Origin of the sequence: Acinetobacter brisouii, from assembly GCF_008993995.1 — a bacterium.
In the GTDB taxonomy this organism is placed as follows: Bacteria; Pseudomonadota; Gammaproteobacteria; order Pseudomonadales; family Moraxellaceae; genus Acinetobacter; species Acinetobacter brisouii_A.
This window is the reverse complement of record NZ_BKNN01000002.1, coordinates 100,581-122,170: the sequence shown is the minus strand read 5'-3', so window position 1 is coordinate 122,170 and position 21,590 is coordinate 100,581. Positions and strand designations below refer to the sequence as shown.

At 41.0% G+C, this 21,590-nt stretch carries 21 protein-coding genes and 1 pseudogene; 8 read left to right on the top strand and 14 right to left on the bottom strand.

The window, feature by feature from the left end; all coding sequences use genetic code 11:
• Window positions 1-89: 89 nt before the first annotated feature.
• The 8 genes from GBN19_RS01515 to ppsA form a co-directional block, all read right to left on the bottom strand.
• Complete coding sequence (locus tag GBN19_RS01515) at window positions 90-311, bottom strand: hypothetical protein (RefSeq protein WP_228271184.1); 222 nt, start codon at window positions 309-311, stop codon at window positions 90-92.
• Window positions 312-413: 102 nt separating this feature from the next.
• A complete protein-coding gene (gene cyoE / locus GBN19_RS01510; protein WP_151776900.1) occupies window positions 414-1,292 on the bottom strand; it encodes a heme o synthase in 879 nt (292 codons plus the stop codon).
• Window positions 1,293-1,302: 10 nt separating this feature from the next.
• Window positions 1,303-1,629 (bottom strand): cytochrome o ubiquinol oxidase subunit IV, encoded by a 327-nt coding sequence (gene cyoD / locus GBN19_RS01505; protein WP_151709528.1) that lies wholly within the window; start codon window positions 1,627-1,629, stop codon window positions 1,303-1,305.
• Window positions 1,626-2,249 carry a cytochrome o ubiquinol oxidase subunit III gene (cyoC, locus tag GBN19_RS01500; RefSeq protein ID WP_151709527.1) on the bottom strand — a complete coding sequence of 208 codons (624 nt, stop codon included), beginning with the start codon at window positions 2,247-2,249 and terminating at the stop codon, window positions 1,626-1,628. Before cyoC ends, cyoD begins: the two co-directional genes overlap by 4 nt.
• A gap of 4 nt (window positions 2,250-2,253) precedes the next feature.
• A complete protein-coding gene (cyoB, locus tag GBN19_RS01495; RefSeq protein WP_151776899.1) occupies window positions 2,254-4,245 on the bottom strand; it encodes a cytochrome o ubiquinol oxidase subunit I in 1,992 nt (663 codons plus the stop codon).
• A gap of 2 nt (window positions 4,246-4,247) precedes the next feature.
• Window positions 4,248-5,261: a ubiquinol oxidase subunit II gene (gene cyoA, locus GBN19_RS01490; protein WP_151776898.1), complete on the bottom strand. Its 1,014-nt coding sequence runs from the start codon at window positions 5,259-5,261 to the stop codon at window positions 4,248-4,250.
• 266 nt (window positions 5,262-5,527) lie between these two features.
• The gene (locus GBN19_RS01485; protein WP_151709524.1) at window positions 5,528-6,289 is read right to left on the bottom strand and encodes an RDD family protein; all 762 of its coding nucleotides are present in this window, start codon (window positions 6,287-6,289) and stop codon (window positions 5,528-5,530) included.
• A gap of 71 nt (window positions 6,290-6,360) precedes the next feature.
• A complete protein-coding gene (gene ppsA / locus GBN19_RS01480) occupies window positions 6,361-8,739 on the bottom strand; it encodes a phosphoenolpyruvate synthase (RefSeq protein ID WP_151709523.1) in 2,379 nt (792 codons plus the stop codon).
• Window positions 8,740-8,893: 154 nt separating this feature from the next.
• Here ppsA and ppsR point away from each other — a divergent pair, with 154 nt between their 5' ends.
• Window positions 8,894-9,730: a posphoenolpyruvate synthetase regulatory kinase/phosphorylase PpsR gene (gene ppsR, locus GBN19_RS01475; protein ID WP_151776897.1), complete on the top strand. Its 837-nt coding sequence runs from the start codon at window positions 8,894-8,896 to the stop codon at window positions 9,728-9,730.
• A 72-nt stretch (window positions 9,731-9,802) separates the two neighbouring features.
• On the opposite strand, the gene GBN19_RS01470 is transcribed toward ppsR, so the two are convergent.
• Window positions 9,803-11,056: a D-amino acid dehydrogenase gene (locus GBN19_RS01470; protein ID WP_151776896.1), complete on the bottom strand. Its 1,254-nt coding sequence runs from the start codon at window positions 11,054-11,056 to the stop codon at window positions 9,803-9,805.
• Between the two features lie 142 nt (window positions 11,057-11,198).
• Here GBN19_RS01470 and GBN19_RS01465 point away from each other — a divergent pair, with 142 nt between their 5' ends.
• Window positions 11,199-11,663, top strand: a complete 465-nt coding sequence (locus GBN19_RS01465; protein WP_151776895.1) for an Lrp/AsnC ligand binding domain-containing protein — start codon at window positions 11,199-11,201, stop codon at window positions 11,661-11,663.
• Between the two features lie 31 nt (window positions 11,664-11,694).
• On the opposite strand, the pseudogene GBN19_RS01460 reads toward GBN19_RS01465, so the two are convergent.
• Window positions 11,695-12,495 (bottom strand): annotated as a pseudogene (locus GBN19_RS01460) (GTP-binding protein); the annotation flags it as partial.
• A 185-nt stretch (window positions 12,496-12,680) separates the two neighbouring features.
• Between GBN19_RS01460 and cybC the strand changes: the two are divergent.
• Window positions 12,681-13,061, top strand: a complete 381-nt coding sequence (cybC, locus tag GBN19_RS01455; RefSeq protein ID WP_375707845.1) for a cytochrome b562 — start codon at window positions 12,681-12,683, stop codon at window positions 13,059-13,061.
• Window positions 13,062-13,095: 34 nt separating this feature from the next.
• On the opposite strand, the gene GBN19_RS01450 is transcribed toward cybC, so the two are convergent.
• The 3 genes from GBN19_RS01450 to GBN19_RS01440 all read right to left on the bottom strand — a co-directional run bounded on the left by GBN19_RS01450 (window position 13,096) and on the right by GBN19_RS01440 (window position 15,414).
• Window positions 13,096-13,806, bottom strand: a complete 711-nt coding sequence (locus tag GBN19_RS01450; protein ID WP_151776893.1) for a D-Ala-D-Ala carboxypeptidase family metallohydrolase — start codon at window positions 13,804-13,806, stop codon at window positions 13,096-13,098.
• A 98-nt stretch (window positions 13,807-13,904) separates the two neighbouring features.
• Window positions 13,905-14,909 (bottom strand): LLM class flavin-dependent oxidoreductase, encoded by a 1,005-nt coding sequence (locus tag GBN19_RS01445; protein WP_151709516.1) that lies wholly within the window; start codon window positions 14,907-14,909, stop codon window positions 13,905-13,907.
• 64 nt (window positions 14,910-14,973) lie between these two features.
• Complete coding sequence (locus tag GBN19_RS01440; RefSeq protein ID WP_151709515.1) at window positions 14,974-15,414, bottom strand: glycine zipper domain-containing protein; 441 nt, start codon at window positions 15,412-15,414, stop codon at window positions 14,974-14,976.
• A gap of 379 nt (window positions 15,415-15,793) precedes the next feature.
• On the opposite strand from GBN19_RS01440, the gene prfA reads away from it, so the two are divergent.
• The 4 genes from prfA (at window position 15,794) to GBN19_RS01420 (ending at window position 20,355) form a co-directional block, all read left to right on the top strand.
• Entirely contained in the window at window positions 15,794-16,882 is a 1,089-nt protein-coding gene (gene prfA / locus GBN19_RS01435) for a peptide chain release factor 1 (RefSeq protein ID WP_151776892.1), read from the top strand.
• On the top strand, window positions 16,882-17,703 hold the full coding sequence (gene prmC / locus GBN19_RS01430) for a peptide chain release factor N(5)-glutamine methyltransferase (protein ID WP_151776891.1): 822 nt from the start codon (window positions 16,882-16,884) through the stop codon (window positions 17,701-17,703). The genes prfA and prmC overlap by 1 nt, the downstream gene beginning before the upstream one ends.
• A 271-nt stretch (window positions 17,704-17,974) precedes the next feature.
• Window positions 17,975-19,294, top strand: coding sequence for an NCS2 family permease (locus GBN19_RS01425; protein ID WP_151776890.1), 1,320 nt, complete (start codon window positions 17,975-17,977; stop codon window positions 19,292-19,294).
• Between the two features lie 62 nt (window positions 19,295-19,356).
• Window positions 19,357-20,355, top strand: a complete 999-nt coding sequence (locus GBN19_RS01420; protein WP_151709511.1) for an adenosine deaminase — start codon at window positions 19,357-19,359, stop codon at window positions 20,353-20,355.
• Between the two features lie 63 nt (window positions 20,356-20,418).
• Here GBN19_RS01420 and GBN19_RS01415 read toward each other — a convergent pair whose 3' ends face one another.
• Window positions 20,419-20,973, bottom strand: coding sequence for a cytochrome b (locus GBN19_RS01415; RefSeq protein WP_151776889.1), 555 nt, complete (start codon window positions 20,971-20,973; stop codon window positions 20,419-20,421).
• A gap of 219 nt (window positions 20,974-21,192) precedes the next feature.
• Here GBN19_RS01415 and GBN19_RS01410 point away from each other — a divergent pair, with 219 nt between their 5' ends.
• Window positions 21,193-21,582 carry a hypothetical protein gene (locus tag GBN19_RS01410; RefSeq protein ID WP_151776888.1) on the top strand — a complete coding sequence of 130 codons (390 nt, stop codon included), beginning with the start codon at window positions 21,193-21,195 and terminating at the stop codon, window positions 21,580-21,582.
• The last annotated feature ends 8 nt before the right edge of the window (window positions 21,583-21,590 follow it).

The window sequence follows — 21,590 nt, the reverse complement described above, 5'->3', positions numbered from 1 at the left end:
GGATAATCTTTTTCAGATTCAATCAATAATTGAACCGCTCTTTCTCTGATTTCAGGGGTATATTTTAATTTTGTCATCGGGATAGTCTCTCAGAATATTGACTCTCCGACAAACCCGGTACGGTTCATATTGGTTTTATTGTCGTTAGCAGGATCTAAAATAGGTAAGTTACGGCATGCATCGTAAGAATTTGTATTGATTTGAATGCTTGGGGAAAAACAGCCCTCATCGGAACTGGCGTGTGCTGCAATGCTTAAATTTAAGGCTAGACTGAATAAGCTCAGTGGCAAAAAATGCTTAGACAAACCCATTTATATCATCCATATTTCGTTCATTATTAGAATGCTGGATATTGTATAAGAAACTTGAGAGAAGTTGATAAAAGATAGAGTGGAAAACCACTCTAACAGTTATCAAAATATTGGCAAATGTGGGGCAGGAGAGTGATAGCTAAAACTAAAGCTAATACTGAGTGCAGTGATTAAAATCACTGAATACAGGAAATAGCGTTTTGCCCAGACCTGATCATTTTTTGCTTTAAAACCAATAATCGACAAATATAACCAATAAGCGCATAAAGCGTTAAAAGTGACTAAGAAAAATACATTGGTATAGCCAAAACAATAAAGACCATTGAGCACCGCTGCAAATAAAACTACATAAATCAAAGATTCAATTTTAGTTCTAACAATTGAGCGTGCAACAGGCAAAATTGGAATTCCTGCGCGTTTATAGTCATCGAAGCGATAAATTGCAATTCCCCAAGAATGAGGCATTTGCCAAATTGCATATGCTAAGAAGACCAGTAAAGCAGCAATATCAAATTGGTGTGCAACAGCGGTATAGCCAATGACGGGTGGACAAGCACCTGAAATACTTCCAATCACTGTTTGGTGAATAGAGGTACGTTTTGACCATAAACTGTATAAGCATACATAAACAATAAAGCCAAGAACTGCAAAACCAGTTGCATACGCATTCACAAAGAACCATAAAAGACTTAAACCAGCTAAACCTAAAATTGTTGCGAAAATTAGGGCTGCTTTGGGGTCAATGGTTTTTTTAACGAGAGCACGGTTTTGTGTGCGCTCCATTTTTGGATCGATGTCTTGGTCAATGAAGTTATTGACAACACAACCTGAGGCAACAACAAGGGTTGTACCTAAGAGTGTGAGGAGAAGTAATAGGATATCTACAGAGCCTTGGGCGGCTAAGAAGAAGCCGCCCAAGGTAGTAACGAAGTTACCGAAGAGTATCCCTGGCTTGGTCAGGAATATATATTTTTTCAGCATGACAACCAGTTTAGATCATCATGTTGAAATGTAGATAGTTCATTACCCAAACAGAACCGATCAACAAGATTGCGATGGTTAAGATGGTGTAAATAAATGCAATCACGCTCCAGCGTTGTTCTTCAGAAGCATTCATGTGCAAGAAGAAGATCAACTGTACAAGAACCTGAACAATCGCTGTAATACCAACAACTGCAAGCAACAAACCCGGGGCAAAACCACCTGCCATCACCATCCCAAATGGGATGATGGTCAGCACGATAGATAGAATAAAGCCAATGGTATATTGCTTCATGTTGCCATGAGACGCATCGGATGAATGATGATCATGACTCATGAGATAACTCCCATCAAGTAAACAACACTAAATACACAGATCCAGACGATGTCTAGGAAGTGCCAGAACAAGCTTAAACAAGCGAGACGACGTGTATTTGGTAAAGTTAAACCATTCTTTTTGATTTGGAACATCAAAACGATCATCCAAACGAGACCAGAAGTCACGTGGATACCGTGTGTACCAACCAAAGTAAAGAATGCAGATAAGAATGCACTGTGGCTTGGACCATGACCTTCAAGTACAAGATGATGGAACTCGTTAAGCTCCATACCGATGAAGGTCGCACCAAATAACCAAGTGACAATTAACCAAGTAATTACGCCATTCACGTTATTTTTATAACGTGCAAGAACAGCAAAACCAAAAGTTACTGAAGAAATCAAAAGCGCAAAGGTTTCAATTAAAACGTAACCTAAAGATTCGCTGAATAACTCTTTTGGACTAGGCGTGCCTGCAGGAATATGCGTATGCAAAACCACGTAAGCAATGAAGAGTGTCCCGAATAGAACCAAGTCACTCATCAAGTAAGTCCAGAAACCAAAGGTGGTCAGATCGGTATCATCGTGATGATGATGATCGTCATGCCCGTGGCTATCGTGATGAAGTACGTCAGCCATTGTCTTAGTCCTTCTTCAAGTGTTTTTCAAGAATCGCAAAGCGTTCGTTTTCAATACGTTCAACTTCAGCAGCAGGGACGTAATAATCAACAACTTTGGTATTCGAGCTTCTGATGAACGTGATGATTGTTGCAACAAAAGATGCAATGACCAACCACCAGATATGCCAGATCAACGCAAATGCCATGACAGTGATCAGGATTGCAAGAGCAAAACCAGCGACACGGTCTGTAGGCATATGAATATCTTCATATTTTGTTGGTTTAACGTATGCAACGCCATTTTCTTTGTCTAACCAGAAGCGATCGATATGTTCGCCTTGTGGCAAGTACGCAAAGTTATAAAATGGTGCTGGAGAAGAGGTTGCCCATTCAAATGTACGGCCATCCCATGCATCGCCAGTATGATCAATGTGGTTATTACGTTGTAAGAAACCAACCACAACTTGCATGACGAAGCAAAGAATACCGATTGCAACCAATACTGCACCAATCATTGCAACTGATAGGTAAGGTGTCCATTCAGGGTTATCATATGTATTCAAACGACGAGTCATACCCATGAAACCAAGGACATAAAGCGGCATGAATGCAAAATAGAAACCGATGAACCAGAACCAGAAAGATGCTTTACCCCATGCTTCATTTAACTTCCAACCAAACATTTTTGGCCACCAGAAAGTAATTGCAGCAAACATCGCAAATACAACACCACCGATAATAACGTTATGGAAGTGAGCGATGAGGAATAAAGAGTTGTGTACTAAGAAGTCCGCAGGTGGAACCGCCATAAGTACGCCAGTCAAACCACCAATACCAAAAGTCACAAGGAAGCCCAGTGTCCAAAGCATTGGAGATGTATAGGTAATACGACCTTTATACATGGTGAATAACCAAGAGAAGATTTTCACACCAGTTGGGATCGCAATAATCATGGTCATAATACCAAAGAACGCGTTAACGTTCGCTCCTGCACCCATGGTGAAGAAGTGGTGTAACCAAACGATAAGAGAAAGAACGGCAATTGCACCAGTTGCATAGACCATTGTTTTATAACCAAACAATGCTTTGCGAGAGAATACAGGTACAACTTCTGAGTACACACCAAATGCAGGTAGTACCAAGATATATACTTCAGGGTGACCCCAAGTCCAGATCAAGTTCACGTAAAGCATTGGGCTACCGCCAAGCTCGTTTGTGAAGAAGTGGAAATCGAAGTAACGGTCAAGCGTTAACATTGCAATTGTTGCAGTCAATACAGGGAAAGTCGCAATAATTAAAACGCAGGTAAATAATGCAGTCCAAGTGAAAATTGGCATGTCCATAAGTTTCATGCCAGGTGCACGCATTTTAATAATGGTAACAAAGAAGTTAACACCTGTTAAAAGCGTACCTAAACCAGAAACTTGTAGTGCCCAAATCCAGTAGTCCATGCCCACGCCAGGAGAATATTGAATGCCTGAAAGAGGAGGATATGCCATCCATCCAGTTGCAGCGAATTCACCTAGGACAAGAGAAGCCATGACTAGACCAGCAGCACCAGCAAATGCCCAAAAACTGAACTGGTTAAGTAAAGGGAAAGCAACGTCACGCGCACCAATTTGTAGAGGCACAACGATATTGAACAAACCAACAACAAGACCCATCGCTACAAAGAAGATCATGATCACGCCATGGGCAGTGAAGATCTGGTCATAATGGTCAGGGTGTAAGTAACCTTCACCACCATTGCTTGCGAGGAATAGTTGAAGACGCATCATGAATGCATCTGCGAAACCACGTAATAACATGACCACAGATACCAAGATATACATGATACCGATTTTCTTATGGTCTACAGACATCGCCCATTCTTTCCAGAGGTAATTCCACTTTTTAAAGTAAGTAATACCTGCTAGAACAGCGATTGCGCCAAGAGCCATGATGATCGTAGTCACGATGACAATTGGTTCTTTCGGGATGGCACCCCATCCAAGTTTACCTAATAGCATATCCATGTTTATTCCCCTGCAGTAGCGTGAGCTTGTTCTGCACCATGGTAATTGCTCATATATTTCCCAATAACTTGTTTAAACAGTTGAGGTTCAACTGAAGAATAGTAAGTTACAGGATGAGGGTGGTGCGGATAAGTTCCTAGCTTTTCAAGTGCTTCAGCAGCAGCTTTTTCTTCAGGTGTTTTCGCATCTGCGATCATACCTTCGATTTGATGCTCAGAACGCTCACCATCACGTAGTGCTTGTAAGCCTGCAAAGTCCAAATCTTGTTTTTGAACAGCAGAATAGCGACTACCATTACCAGCTTTTACATCAGCAACCCATTTGTCAAATTCTGCTTGGCTTACGCTATGCGCTTTGAAACGCATTTGAGAGAAACCGTAACCGCTATAGTTTGACGAGAAACCACGGAATACACCTGGCTCGTTCGCAAGAACGTGTAGGTGGGTTTGCATACCTGCCATTGCATAAATTTGACCCGCTAACGAAGGAATGAAGAATGAGTTCATTGTAAAGTCAGAGGTAATATGGAAATGTACCGGTGTTTGCTCTGGGAAACGCAATTCATTAACAGTTGCAATTTGTTGCTCTGGGTACACAAATACCCATTTATATGGCTCTGCAATAACTTGGATATCAACAGGTTTTTTAGTTGATTCGGCATCAAGCGGGCGATATGGATCGTATTGGTGAGAACCCCACCATGCGATATATGCTAAAATAGCAATAATAATGACAGGGATGCCCCAAACTGCGATTTCAATTGCAGTTGAGTGTGCCCATGTAGGTTTATAGTCTGCATCTTTATTCGACGCGCGATATTTCCAACCAAACCATAATGCCATAATGATAGATGGAATTACTACCAATAGCATAAGATAGATCGCAGTCATCATGAGTCCGCTAAGACCTTGAGCGACTGGACCTTTTGAGTTTAGAAGTACTAAATCACCACCACACCCAGTCAAGAGTGCAGAAATCGTAGATAAAGACAATACAGCTAATATCGTTTGTCTCATTTTACAACCTCGGTGAAGAGTCCCATTTACATACTTAGAATATGGGATAGCGATTATAGTGTCCTATGTTGTAGAAAGAATTTTTCCCTCTAAAACATAGGGCACCGCTACTTTGTAGGGCATTATGCCCTATATTGTTTAACTAAGCTATATTTACAGTAAGCAAAAATAAGTTATTTAAATCCAACAAATTAAGTTGGATTTAAGATTTTAAAATTAAAAAAATATGTAAAATCATGCAGCTAATAACATAATGTTATTTTAATCTATTCCTCTTTATTTGTGGTTTTTAGTCGATTTATAACTATAGTTTTAGCTAGGCGATCGTGTAAAGTTTGTCTTTTTTCACCAAATCCAAAAGCAAAATCTAATATGGTGATAAAAGGCATAAAAAGAAGATTGAGTATAATAAATACCATGCTACGGAGTAAAAAAACTCGCGTTAGCCCAACCTTTGTTCCATTTTCAGCATCTACAATTTGAATTTTTGTGGCGAGCTTGCCTAGGCTTTGTCCTGATCTTGCAAGTAAAAATGCCTGAATTATGAGTAAAATCAAAGCATAAACTAACATGATGTGCCAAGCATCAGTAGGAACTAATGCTAAAATATCTGCTTGTGTGCTGGCATTGATCCCTTGTTCTTGCAGCGCAATCATTTTCTGTTTACTGGCATTATCCATATAAAATGACGGGATCGAAAAGGCAGGCAACCAAAGAACAAGATCAATCGCTTTGGCGATAGCACGCTTATTGATAGGTGCGAGTGTTGCCGTAATACTGTTTGCAGAGTGAATAGATTGTTTGGATAAACTGACAGAAGAAATTTGGGATTGTAGCGGTTCAGAATAACCTTGAGGTAAATAAGAAAGCTGACCATGAGTAAGTTCACCTAGGGGCTTCCATTCAGTCATACCTTGATGCCATGCAAGATCAGTCAATAAAACTTGTTGATTAGCGAGCATTTGATTGATTTGTTCTAAGGTATAAGGTCCTGCTTGTTGATTATTCCGCGCTAAATAGATTTGCATAACACTCTTATCTCAATATTCAATAAAAAAGACCCATGAAAGGGTCTTTTTTATCATGTTTTCACAGTGACTTAAAGTTGTTTAATTTTTTCTTCAGCCAAGAAGAACCATGTATCAAGTACAGAGTCTGGGTTTAATGATACTGATTCGATACCTTGTTCCATGAGCCATTTTGCAAGATCTGGGTGATCAGAAGGACCCTGACCACAGATACCTACATATTTACCTGCTTTACGGCAAGCATGAATAGCCATAGAAAGAAGCGCCTTGACCGCAGCATCACGTTCATCAAATAAATGAGAAACAATACCAGAGTCACGGTCAAGACCAAGTGTTAACTGAGTTAAGTCATTTGAACCGATAGAGAAACCATCGAAATGTTCAAGGAATTGTTCAGCCAAAAGCGCATTAGTTGGCAACTCACACATCATGATGACTTTTAGACCATTTTCACCACGTTTTAGACCATTTTGTGCAAGTAGTTCAATAACACGCTTTGCTTCAGCAACGGTACGCACAAATGGAATCATGATTTGAATGTTGGTCAGACCCATTTCATCACGTGCCTTTTTCAGTGCACGGCATTCAAGCTCAAAACAGTCGCGGAAGTTTTCTGAAACGTAACGGCTTGCACCACGGAAGCCCAACATTGGGTTTTCTTCTTCAGGTTCGTAAAGTTTACCGCCGATCAGGTTTGCATATTCATTTGATTTAAAGTCTGACATACGCACGATGACAGGCTTTGTTGCAAATGCGGCAGCAAGTGTTGAAATACCTTCAACCAGTTTTTCAACATAAAACTCTACAGGAGATGCATAGCCTGCAGTACGTGTCATGACTGCTGCACGTGTTTCGCGTGGTAAGCTGTCAATGTTGAGTAATGCTTTTGGATGCACACCAATCATACGGTTAATGATGAATTCAAGACGTGCTAAACCAATGCCTTCATTTGGAATTTGAGCAAAGTCAAATGCGCGGTCTGGGTTACCCACGTTCATCATGATTTTAAACGGAAGTTTTGGCATAGACTCAATTGAGTTACGCTGTACTTCAAAGTCTAAAGCACCTTCATAGATGAAACCTGTGTCACCTTCAGCACAAGAAACAGTTACATCTTGTCCATCAGTGAGGACTTCAGTTGCATTGCCACAACCAACGATTGCAGGAACACCAAGTTCACGGGCAATAATTGCTGCGTGACAAGTACGACCACCACGGTTAGTCACAATTGCGGCAGCACGTTTCATTACAGGTTCCCAGTCAGGGTCTGTCATGTCTGAAACTAATACATCACCATCCTGAACTTTATCCATTTCTTTAATTGAAGAAACGATGCGTACTTTACCAGAGCCGATACGTTGACCAATTGAGCGGCCTTCAGCAAGAACAGTACCTTTTTGTTTAAGCAGGTAACGTTCCATCGTGCCCACGTTTTGACGGCTTTTTACGGTTTCAGGACGTGCCTGAACGATGTAAAGTAAACCATCATCCCCATCTTTAGCCCACTCGATGTCCATTGGTGCACCGTAGTGTTGTTCGATGATGAGTGCTTGTTTTGCAAGTTCATGTAATTCATGATCATTTAATGCAAATTGTTGACGGTCTTGCTTTTCAACATCAACCACAACAACAGATTTACCTGCCGCACCTTCTTCGCCATAAATCATTTTTTGGTGTTTTGCGCCCAAGTTGCGGCGGATAACAGCATGTTTACCATCATTTAGTAATGGTTTAGATAAATAGAATTCGTCAGGGTTAACTGCACCTTGTACCACCATTTCACCTAAGCCATAAGATGCTGTCACAAAAACAACATCACGGAAGCCAGATTCAGTGTCAAGGGTAAACATTACACCCGCTGCACCCGTTTCTGAGCGTACCATACGTTGGATACCCGCAGAAAGTGCAACCAATTTATGATCAAAACCTTGGTGTACACGATAAGCAATTGCACGGTCATTAAATAATGATGCAAAAACTTCTTTGATTGCGATCAGAACGTTATCAATACCACGGATATTGAGGAAAGTTTCCTGTTGACCTGCAAAAGATGCATCTGGAAGGTCTTCAGCAGTCGCAGAAGAACGAACGGCAACCGCAATATCAGGGTTGCCGTTTGAAAGTTCTGCAAATGCTTCACGCACTTCTTTTTCTAATTCTTTAGTGAGTGGAGTTTCCACAATCCATTGGCGAATTTTTGCGCCTGTGATGGCTAAGGTATTTACATCATCAACATTTAAATGTTCAAGTTCAGCTTGGATTTTTGCATTTAAACCACTTTGCTCAAGAAATTCACGATAAGCAGCGGCTGTGGTTGCAAAACCACCTGGAACAGATACTCCTGCATTAGAAAGGTGGCTGATCATCTCGCCTAAAGATGAGTTTTTGCCGCCAACGAGTTCAACATCATGTTTCCCTAATTTTTCTAGACCTATTACGCGCGCTTCCAAAGTAGTTTCTCCACTTTTGCAATATGTGATTTATTCGATCATGTCAAAAACACTAAACACTTAGTTTTTTGGTATTAACTAAGCGACAGTTCTGTAAGATGGGGTTACTATAAAGAATATACGCCACGAAGACAAACATTTGAGGAGATTTTTAATGCCTGAAGGCAAACAAATTAAAAGAACGGTATTTTTCATTTCTGATGGAACAGCAATTACTGCGGAAACCTTGGGGCATTCACTATTGGCGCAGTTTCCGAATGTCAATTTTGATATTCATATTATCCCGTATATCACGACAGAAGAAGCAGCCATGAAGGTGGTTGAAGAGATCAATAATTGCCAGCATGAAGAGGGTAAATTACCTCTAGTGTTTGATACTTTGGTCGATCCAAATGTGCGTGAAATTATTAATACAGCCAATGCAGTCAATCTGGATGTATTTGAAGGTTTGATTAGTAAACTTGAACAAGAGTTGGGAACCCCACCAACGACTTTGATTGGTCAGACCCATGCGGTAACTGACTCTGAGTATTATAAAGCCCGTATTGATGCGGTACATTTTGCTTTAGACAATGATGATGGTGCGCGTACCCGTCATTATGACAAAGCCGATATTATTCTGATTGGTGTGTCGCGCTCAGGAAAAACCCCAACGTCGATTTATCTTTCTTTGCAATTTGGTATTCGTGTTGCGAACTATCCGCTCACTGAAGAAGACTTAGATGATAACCGCTTGCCAGCAGTACTCAAGCAGCATAAAAGTAAGCTGTTTGGTTTAATGATTGATGCTGAGCGTCTTGTGGCGATTCGTACAGAACGTAAAGCAGGTAGTCGCTATGCCAGCTTTAACCAATGCCAAATGGAACTGCGTGCAGTAGAAGGCATTTATATTTCTGAAGGCATTCCGTATTTGAATGTTTCTGAGATGTCGATTGAAGAAATTTCTACACGTATTTTGCAAATGACAGGTCTTAAACGTCGTATCGGTTAAAATGTTTTGGATAAAAAAAGAGCTGACCGAGGTCAGCTCTTTTAGTTGGGAGAGAGTGGGAGAGCAGGAAACTTAATGTCCGTAACGGCTAATTGCCAAGCCTTCAGTACTAATTTCTGTTTTGTTATTAAAAATAATGTCGCTGAGTAATTTCCCTGAACCACAAGACATTGTCCAACCCAGTGTACCGTGACCTGTGTTCATGAATAAGTTTTTGTATTTTGTTGCACCAATGATCGGTGTGCTGTCTGGCGTCATTGGACGTAAGCCTGTCCAGAAAGTTGCTTGAGACACGTCACCACCTGGGAACAAGTCATTTACAACCATTTCCAAAGTTGCACGACGATTTGGGTTGAGACGTAAATCAAAGCCACCAAGCTCAGCCATACCGCCAACACGAATACGGTTGTCAAAACGGGTGACAGCAATCTTATAAGTTTCATCTAGTACCGTTGATTGCGGAGCAAGGTCAGCATTCACAATAGGTACTGTAATGGAGTAGCCTTTTACTGGGTAAACTGGAACATCTAAGCCAAGTGGTGCAATAAAATCACGACTATAGCTACCAAAAGCTAAAACGAATTGATCAGCTTTTAAGACTTCATTGCCAACTTTAACACCTGTAATTTTGTCACCTTCCCAAAGCAAAGATTCAACATTTTGGTTAAAGCGGAACTCAACGCCCATGTCTTCTGCAATTTTGGCAAGACGATTGGTAAATAAGTAACAGTCGCCAGTCTCATCGTTTGGTAAACGTAGACCACCCGTCAAACGATCTTTAGCACCTGCTAAAGCAGGTTCAACACTCGATAATTGATCAGGTGTAAGCAATTCATGAGGTACGCCACACTCTTCAAGCACTTTAATGTCACGTTGTACTGCTTCGATTTGAGCTTGATTACGGAAGAGTTGTAATGTGCCGCCTGAACGGTGTTCATAGCGAATACCCGTATCTTTACGAAGATCACGTAAACAGTCACGGCTATATTCAGCAACACGGGTCATACGTTCTTTGTTGATGGCATAGCGCTCAGCATTACAGTTACCTAGCATTTGTGACATCCATTTGAGTTGCCACAAAGAACCATCTAAACGAATTGCCAATGGTGCATGACGTTGGAACATCCATTTAATGGCTTTTAATGGAATGCCTGGCGCAGCCCAAGGTGTTGAATAGCCAGGAGAAATCTGTCCCGCATTGCCGAAACTTGTTTCTTCAGCAGGGTTTGGCTGGCGGTCAAGCACAGTCACTTTAGCCCCTTGTTTTGCGAGATAATAAGCACTGGTTACCCCAATAACGCCACTGCCTAGAATGATGACATGCATCACAAACCCTCTGTGTAAATCCTTAGTTGATTTTGCTAGTATAGAGATAGATAATCAGTTTTTTTCACTATTTTTAAGGCTAAAATATAGTGAATTCTATGAGTTTTCGCTGACAAATGACTTCTAGGGAAGGAAAAAATCTATGCGACCATTAGACCGTACAGATCGCCTCATTTTGGATATTTTGCAAAGAGATGGGCGTATTGCCATCAGTGAACTTGCGACTCGGGTAAACTTATCCACTACGCCCTGTTCTGAGCGTGTGAAACGCTTGGAGCGAGACGGGATCATTACAGGTTATTATGCGCGTATTAACCCTGCATTAGTAGATAAAAATTTGTTGGTTTTCCTTGAGATTAAGCTTTCGGCAAAATCTGGAGATGTCTTCGATCGGGTCGCGCATGATCTAGCACAAATTCCTGAAGTTTTGGAATGTCATCTCATTTCAGGCGAGTTTGATTATTTGGTGAAAGCTCGCCTGAAAGAGATGAGTGCATACCGTCGTTTGCTTGGGGATTTACTGAAAAAATTACCCGCTTCAGCGTCTTCACACAGCTATGTAGTCATGGAAGAAGTGAAAGAAACTTTATATTTAGATGTTAGTTAACTGATCCTAGCCAAAATAATGTCTAGGATCAGCGAGCGCGATAGACAAAACTGTGAATGCCATATTCTTCAGTTTCGGGCGTATGTTCACCACGTAACTCTTTTAACCAACCTGGTGCCTGCGCAGCTTGTTCGAAGTCAAACAAGTGTGTATTTAAAATGCTGTCTAGGGGTACTTTGGAAAACTCAGCAATTTGAATTTTTGCGCGTGGATTTAGACGGTGCAGAATCGCTAATAGTTGTTGCTGTTCTTCGGCATTAATTAAGTCTATCTTATTAATAATCAGGACATCACAAAATTCAATTTGGTCAATCAGAAGATCAACCACGCAACGTTCATCTTCTTCACCGAGTGATTCTCCACGTTCATACAGCATATCCATAGATGCATAATCTTTGAGGAAATTAAATGCATCAATGACTGTAACCATCGTATCGAGTTGTGCAAACTGATTGAGAGAAACGCCGTGTTCATCTTCAAAAGTAAAAGTTTCAGCAACAGGCAAAGGCTCGGAAATACCTGTAGATTCAATCACAATCTGATCAAATTTATTTTCTAAGGCTAAGCGTTTTACTTCAACTAATAAATCTTCTCGCAAAGTACAGCAAATACAGCCATTGCTCATCTCGACCAGTTGTTCATCTGTACGGGAGAGTTCGGCTCCTCCTTGCTTGACCAATGCTGCGTCGATATTCACTTCAGACATGTCATTGACAATCACAGCGATTCGACGGCCTTCTCGGTTATTTAAAATATGATTAAGTAAAGTGGTTTTGCCTGCACCTAAAAAACCTGAGAGAACAGTCACAGGAAGTTTTTTTGGGGTCAGCATAGCGAATGTCCTAAACACAATGAATGCATTAATGTTATGTTATAATGTAACATTAATGCAAGTACTTAACATCAGTTTACTTAAATTCAACATGATCATGGACTTTCTACTTCTCTTCTATTTCAAAGGTATGGCATGCTTGCCAAGTCAAGACAACTTACCCAATAACCAATAGGGACGTGATGATGAAAAAAAGGGTATTAAGTGGTGTACTCGCAGTATCAAGCTTACTTGTGAGCCAGTGGAGTGTTGCAGCAACTTTAGAAGATGATATGCATACGCTTGCAATTGGTTATAAAAATTTTAATGGAAGTAGCAATCCACAACAAGCAAGCGCTGCACTCAATCAGATGCGTACAGCTGCATTGGATTCTAAGAAACTAGCACCAACCAAAGTGAAAAAAGACCCACAGCAGCTTAAAGCGTATGAAGCAGGCTTTGATCAGTTGGTTGTAGAAATTGATAAAACCAATGCTTTGGTGAAAGCAGGGCAGTTAGCACAGGCTAAGCAAGAAGGTAAAAAACTGCTAGATATTCGGGATGTCAATCATAAAAAATTTCGTTAATTGAGATTTTATCCGCCAATTGGCGGATATTTTTTTAATCGGGAATAATTTCCCCACATAATGAACTTCGCCAAGAGTGATCAGGTCCCCATGTCCGATAACCTTGAGTATCAATATGAATTTGCCCTGTATTGTAGATGCCTAAGCCCATATTGAGTGCTTGACCACGTTGCTGCCAAAATTTACACAATTTTAGTTTTTGTGTATGAATTTTTAGCTGTTCTTGCTCATCTGGTTGAATCGAACCAATACGAAAATCAATCGCTGAATTACGTAAGTGGCTTGAGGATTTTGCACCGCCCGCACAGTGGTTGAGATACGGTGAACAGTAGCTTGATGTGACTTCAATATCATGAACTAACCCTTCATCCACGAGTTGTTTGAGTAAGCGTAAAGTGGGTACAGCATTTTGCCAAACGGATGGATCAGGAACATCGTATTCATCATAATTGCATTGTTGCCAGTCACGGGCTGAACGAAACATTTCAAAATCTGGTACTACGAATTGAACGTGTTGTTGTGCTAAAAAGTTTTTATAGGCTTGTACTTTATATTGATGATCCCCTTGTAGTCGCCAGATTTGATAAGAATTTGGTGGTAGCATATAGTCATAATGTTGAAATGACGCTGAGGAAGTCGGTGTTATTGGAAGTTGAAAGGTTGTAGGTGTTTGTCGGGGAGCTTGACTACAACCAATCAAACTATAAGAAATTGTGAGTAATACAGCTATCCGCTTTAACAGCATAAAAACAACTCAATATTTTTTTATGTTATATCATAACAGCGGTGTGTGCAAACAATGTAGCTTTAGAGATAAAAAAACGTAGAAATCTGTTATACACATTAAACACTTTGTTTGATTTGCATCAAATATTTAAAGTTGTTTAAGTTTTTCTGTACATCATAAATATCACAGGTAAAAATAAATTCATTAATAGGGTATCGTTCAGCTAACTCAATTAAACCTTGTTGTACACTATTGATTGAGCCGATTTGGGCAATACCATAAAAATTTTTAACAGCTTGCTCTTCGCCAGCAGACCATAAACCCTGCATGGATGAAATAGGCGGTTTGAGCTTTAGACTATGCCCTCGCAGTAAAGCCAAAATACGCTGATAGGCTGTTGTTGCCAAATACTCAGCTTCTTCATCGGTTTCTGCAACCACAGTTGGAACCCCAATCGAGATGTAAGGCTGATCTAGATATTCTGAAGGTTGGAAATTTTCTCGATAAATTTTAATGGCTTCTTCTAAAAAACGCGGTGCAAAGTGTGAGGCAAAAGCATAAGGTAAGCCCAATTGGGCCGCTAATTGCGCGCTAAATAAACTTGAACCTAGTAGCAGAACAGGAACATGGGTATTTTGTCCGGGTGTGGCAATAATTTGCTGATTGGGACGTGGTTTTTTGAAATATTGCAAGATTTCTAAAACATCTTGAGGAAATTGATCTTCAGAACCTTGATTACCACGACGTAATGCACGCATCGTCATGGGGTCAGTACCGGGAGCACGCCCTAGACCTAGCACTACTCGATTTGGAAATAAAGTGGCAAGAGTACCAAATTGTTCTGCAACCACTAGGGGGGAATGGTTTGGCAGCATAATACCGCCTGAGCCCAAAACAAGATTTGAAGTATTTGAAAGTAAATAAGAAAGTAGAACGGAAGTTGCAGAACTCGCAATTCCATTCATATTGTGATGCTCAGCCAGTAGCATACGAGAGTAGCCTAGCTCCTCAGCATATTGTGCCAGTTGCAGGCTGTGATGTAGCGTGGCTTGTATGCTTTGTCCTTCACGTACTGCTGCAAGCTCTAAAATAGAAAATGCAGTATTGGCGAAATTAGTCATAGTAAAATGAAGTTATTGGAATGAACATTCAATCATACTCCATTTTTACCTGATTGAAAGCGGATTAGCGGTAGTAATGGTGGCGATGTTTATGATGGCGCTGCTTGCTAGAGTAGTAGTTACGGTCAGCACGTTTATCGTTGGCAATTTTATTACCGAGTACAGAACCACCTGCCGCACCTAAGCCTGCGCCAACCAGTCCACCACGAGAGCCACCGACATTTTTACCGACAGAATAGCCTGCTGCACCACCGACTGCGCCACCAATTGCGGCAGAGGTACGGTTATGTCGGTTACTTGAAACAGCAGCACCAGCACCACCACCAATCGCAGAGCCAACAAGTGCGCCACTGTTACCACCAATATGACGACCGACTGATGTGCCGACAACACTACCAAGCGCACTGGTGAGCGCTACATTGGTTGAGTTTCCTGCATGTGCTACACCAGTCAATGCTGACGTTGCCAAAGTGGCACTCATTAAGATCATTGCAAATTTTTTCATTGTTGATACTCCATGTCTGACGACATTCTTCATTGCTGACAAAGGTAACAAGATAATTCAGAGTAATCATGAAGAATTCACACAGCCTTACGATGTTTTAGTTAATGTTTGTATGTTTTATATTAAAATAATTCATTAAATGATCAGTTGTGCGACTTGAGCGGTGAAAGTGCAGCCTTATCGCAATTTTCCGTAGCACTCACCATGAAACCGAGTATTTATTCTCGATTCTAGGTTGAAGCAGGCATTCAACACATCTAATGCTTCATCGATTTTACATATAAAAAGGCTGAGGTTTATTTCTGATAAGAATGCGTTAAACTATGTGCAGTTCAAATTCTGCTAGTTTTAGCACTGTTATTATTGAGATATTTTTACAATGAAAGAATCGTTGCGTTTACGATTAGACCAACTCTCTGACCGTCATGAAGAGTTAACCGCATTATTGGCGGATGCAGAAGTGATTTCTGATAATAAGCGATTCCGCAAATTATCCCGTGAACACAGTGATTTGTCTGAAATTACTGAAGTATGGCAAAAATATCGCCAAGCTGAAGAAGATATTGCAACCGCAGAAAGTATGCTCAGTGATCCTGATTTTAAGGATATGGCTCAAGAAGAAATCAAAGAAAATAAAGCCTTAATTGAGCAACTTGAAGCTGATCTAAACATTCTCATGATTCCGAAAGATCCAAATGATGCCAACTCGGCATATTTGGAAATTCGAGCAGGAACAGGGGGCGATGAAGCCGCGATTTTCTCAGGTGACTTATTCCGTATGTATAGCAAATACGCTGAAACGCAAGGTTGGCGTATTGAAATCCTGTCTGAAAATGAAGGTGAGCATGGCGGTTATAAAGAAGTCATTTGTTTGGTGAATGGTGATGGCGTTTATGGCCGCTTAAAATTTGAAAGTGGTGCACACCGTGTACAACGCGTACCTGCAACCGAATCGCAAGGTCGTGTACATACGTCGGCATGTACGGTTGCGATTTTACCTGAGGTTGATGTGGATACGACGGTTGAAATTAACCCTGCTGATTTACGTATCGATACCTATCGTGCATCGGGTGCGGGTGGTCAGCATATTAACAAAACCGATTCAGCTGTGCGTATTACTCATATTCCAACAGGTGTAGTTGTAGAATGTCAGGACGAGCGTTCACAGCATAAAAACAAAGCCAAAGCGATGGCGCTCTTGGTGTCGCGTTTGGAAAATGCAAAACGTGCAGCGCAAGAAACAGCAACCTCTGAAATGCGCCGTGATTTGGTCGGTTCTGGTGACCGTTCGGAACGTATTCGTACCTATAACTATCCGCAAGGTCGTATGACTGATCACCGTATTAACCTGACTTTATATAAGTTGGATGCGATTATGGAAGGTGATTTGACTGAATTGTTAGATAGCTTGCATCGTGAATATCAGGCAGATCAGTTAGCCATGCTTGCACAGGAAAATGGCGGCTAATGAAGATTGCAGAAGCTTTAAATCTGCGAGGTGACGCCGATAGTTACGAGCGTCAGGAAGCCATCTGGCTGCTTGAGTATATTGTCGGCATGAGCGCCTTAGAGCTTAAATATCGTGGTGAACAAGATCTGACCGAAGATCAACTTCAGCAATATAGGTCAGGGTTACAGCGTTTAGAGCAAGGTGAACCTTTGGCATACGTGATAGGTTCGCAGCCATTTTGGACGCTAGATTTGAAAGTGACTGCGGATACCTTAGTGCCACGACCTGATACCGAAATTTTGGTTGAAACTGTACTCAATCTAACTTTGCCCGAACAGTGTTCAATGGTGGATTTGGGAACGGGGACAGGTGCAATTGCTTTGGCTCTCGCCAGTGAACGTCCGCATTGGCAAGTTTTGGCCACCGATATTTATTTGCCGACTTTGCAAGTGGCGCAGGAAAATGCGCAGCGCCATCATTTACAGCAAGTGAAGTTTGCCTGCGGCGCATGGTTTGACGCAATTCCAGTGCAAAAGTTTGATTTGATTGTGTCAAATCCACCTTATATTGATCCTGAAGATGAGCATATGGCACAACTGGGTGCAGAGCCTTTACGTGCATTGGTTGCCGATGAACATGGATTGGCAGATTTGCAGATCATCGTGCGGCACTCGGTAGACTGGTTGAATCCCAAAGCGTGGGTAGTTCTAGAACATGGCTATGATCAGAGCACTGCAGTGTGCGAAATTTTTGCAAAAGCAGGTTTTGATCAGATTCGTACTGTACAAGACTATGGGCAAAATGATCGTGTGACACTCGCTCAGTGGTTGGGTGAATGATAGAACTGACAAGATCATCACAAAATGCAACATTTTGCAGACTTATGTTATACTAAAGCATGGTTTTTTGGGCTGAACGTTAACTGAGTCGGCTACATTTAAAAAAGCTGCATCAAGAAATGCAGCTTTTTTAATTCGCTTTGGAACAGTTAAGGTGATTTACATAGATTGAGCATTGAGTTTTGCGCTGCTCAATCTATGTTGGTTTACGAATTTTTGTGAATGTTGATGTCTATCTGCACACCATCGACATTTTTTTCAAGGGCTGTATATGGCGACTCCTCAATCTTCATCAGGTGTACTTGAGCGTTTATTTAAGTTAAGTGAAAACAAGACAACGTTTAGAACAGAAGTGCTTGCTGGTGTAACGACATTTATCACCATGTGTTACATCATTATTGTTAACCCCATGATTCTTTCAACGACTGGAATGGATCATGGGGCAGTATTCGTTGCGACCTGTCTGGCTGCTGCCATTGGTTGCTTGGTGATGGGATTAATTGCAAATTATCCGATTGCACTTGCACCCGGTATGGGGCTCAATGCATATTTTACCTATTCAGTGTGCTTAGGTATGCATGTGCATTGGCAAACTGCTTTGGCTGCGGTGTTTGTTTCAGGTTTTATCTTTGTTTTAATTAGCTTTTTAAAAGTCCGTGAAGCGATTGTCAATGCAATTCCAATGTCACTTAAATTTGCGATTGGTGGGGGGATTGGTCTGTTCTTGGCACTGATTGCATTAAAAAATGCGGGCATTATTGTTCATAATGACGCAACTTTAGTGGGTCTAGGTGATATTAAGCAACCCACTGTTTTGCTGACTTTACTAGGCTTTTTAATGATTGTGATTCTGCATCACTTCCGTGTACGTGGCGCAATTATTATTAGTATTTTGGCAATTACTGCGATTTCAACCCTAATGGGCTTAAACAAATTCCAAGGTGTTGTCGGTGAAGTACCATCATTGGCACCAACATTGTTGCAAATGGACTTTAAAGGTCTGTTCACTGCCAGTATGGTTGGGGTTATTTTTGTCTTCTTCTTAGTGGATTTATTTGATTCGACCGGAACTTTGGTGGGTGTTGCACACCGCGCTGGTTTGTTACAAGACGGTAAGTTGCCCCGTTTGAAAAAAGCCTTGTTTGCAGACTCAAGTGCCATTATTGCAGGTGCTGCACTGGGTACATCTTCAACAACACCGTATATTGAGTCGGCATCGGGCGTTGCAGCAGGTGGGCGTACAGGTTTAACGGCAGTTGTGGTTGCGATCCTATTTTTAGGATGTCTGTTCTTTGCTCCATTGGCGCAATCAGTTCCTGGTTTTGCAACAGCACCAGCATTGTTGTTTATCGGTGTATTGATGATTCAGGGGATCACCCATATTGAATGGGATGATATTACTGAAGCTGTTCCAGCCTTTTTGACTTTGGTGTTCATGCCATTTGCCTATTCAATTGCCGATGGTATTGCAATGGGCTTTATCAGCTACGCATTAATCAAACTGTTCACAGGAAAAGCACGCAGTGTGCCTTATATGGTGTGGATTGTGGCAGTGCTTTGGGTGATTAAGTTTATTGCCTTTGGCGGTTAATTTTTCATTAAAATTTGGGGTGTAAACTCGGTTTGCACCCTTTTTTGTTTTTAGGAGATAACATGAGTCAACTTGATCTCATTCGTGCTTTGCCAAAGGCAGAGCTGCATGTACATATTGAAGGTACGTTTGAGCCTGAGCTCATGTTTGCGATTGCGAAACGCAATCAAGTTGCGATCCCTTATCAAACGATTGAGGAAGTGAAGCAAGCCTATAATTTTCATAATCTGCAATCATTTTTAGATATTTATTATGCAGGTGCCAATGTCCTGATTCATGAGCAAGATTTTTATGATCTAGCTTGGGCATATTTTGAAAAATGCCAACAGGACAATGTCGTCCATACGGAAATGTTCTTTGATCCGCAAACCCACACGGTACGTGGAATTGCATTTGAAACAGTATTGAATGGTTTAGTGCGTGCATGTGATGATGCGAAAACCAAATTGGGCATTAGTTCAGAACTGATTATGTGCTTCCTGCGTCATTTAAGCGAAGAAGATGCCATTGAAACACTTCAGCAAGCTTTGCCATTTAAAGACAAAATTATTGGTGTAGGACTCGACTCAAGTGAAGTGGGACACCCACCAGAAAAATTTGAACGTGTTTTTGCACAGGCACGTGAAGCAGGTTTCTTAATTGTTGCGCATGCGGGTGAAGAAGGCCCAGCAGAATACGTGTGGCAAGCATTGGATTTGCTCAAAGTCAACCGTATTGACCACGGAGTTCGCTCAGAAGAAGATCCTGTTTTAATGCAACGTTTGGCAAAAGAACGTATGCCATTGACTGTATGTCCGCTCAGTAACTTAAAACTGTGTGTGGTTGATGATATGCGTGATCACAATATTAAACGCCTGCTTGAGCAGGGTTTATGCGTGACAGTCAATTCAGATGATCCAGCTTATTTTGGTGGCTATATGAATGACAACTTTGTTGCGATTGCAGATGCATTGAATCTGACGGAAGATGAATTGAAAAAATTGGCGATTCATTCATTTGAAGCATCTTTCTTGAATGATGCTGAAAAAGAAAAATGGATAAATCAAATCCATGCATTGTAAATTTTAGATGATTTAAATTCTGAAAAAAGGAACGTCAATGCGTTCCTTTTTTATTTGAAATCATTACTTTGGTTGGCGAGTCATACTGAGTAGAACAGTGTCTTTATCAACAAAATGATGTTTAAGTGCTGCCAAAATGTGCCCGACCAGCAATAAACCTGCCGCCCAAGACAAATAGATATGAACAGGTTTCACAATCGCCATAATATCTGGATTTTCATTAATCAGCTGCGGAATATTGAATAGATATAAAACAGGTGCAGGATGTCCCGCACTCCAGCTAAATAAACAGCCCGTAATGGGTAATGCCAGCAATATGAAATACAAAGCTAAATGCCCTAAATGTGCTAAGGTTTTCATACCTGCAGACATGGTATCTGGAAGCTGCGGTGCAGGGTGGGTGTAGCGCCAAAAAATACGAATCACCACTAAAAATAAAATCGTGGTTGCGATGTTCTTATGCAGAGTGATAATAGTGCCTTTGAATTCGCCATCGATTTCATAGCTAAGGAAGTTGCCACTATAAAAACCGATGACCCATGCACTAATAAAAATAATTGCCATCAGCCAATGTAAGAACTGGGCTGTACGCGTGTAATAAGTTGATTGTCTATTCATAGAGCTTTCTCAATGGGAAGCTGTTTAAAGATTTTTGTATTATAAAAAGTGAAGATGTTAGCTTAAAATGCAATATGCTTAACAGTGTTGTATGAAATATAGAACAATCTCAATCAATTCGATGTAATTTTGTACAGGTACTCGTATTGATGGTAAAAAATTCCTCATTTACAGAAGACTTAAGGCAAAATATTCTGATCAATCTAAGGTGAAATAATCATGAAAAAACAACTGGGCATACTTACTGTGATTTCATTACTGTGTAGTGCTTGTGCTACCGATGGAACATTGGCAACTGGGGGGAATACTCAAGCTACGACTGCGCAACAGCTTGGTGTGACTGCAATCAAAATTGCAATTAATGCCAAATGTACGACAGAAATTAATAATCAACCAGCTTGGCAAATCGTAAGCCGTACCATGACCGCAGAACAGCAGCAGACGGTGCAAAGTAATGTCTGTGGTTGTGTGAGTGATAAAGCACTTGAAAATATTACGGCAGTTGATTTGGCAACTGCTGCAATTGATCCTACTGCACGCGCAACAATTGTTAGTCATGCTGTGACACGTACCTTAAATCAGTGTGTTGCTGAAACATTAAAACGATAATAGGTTAA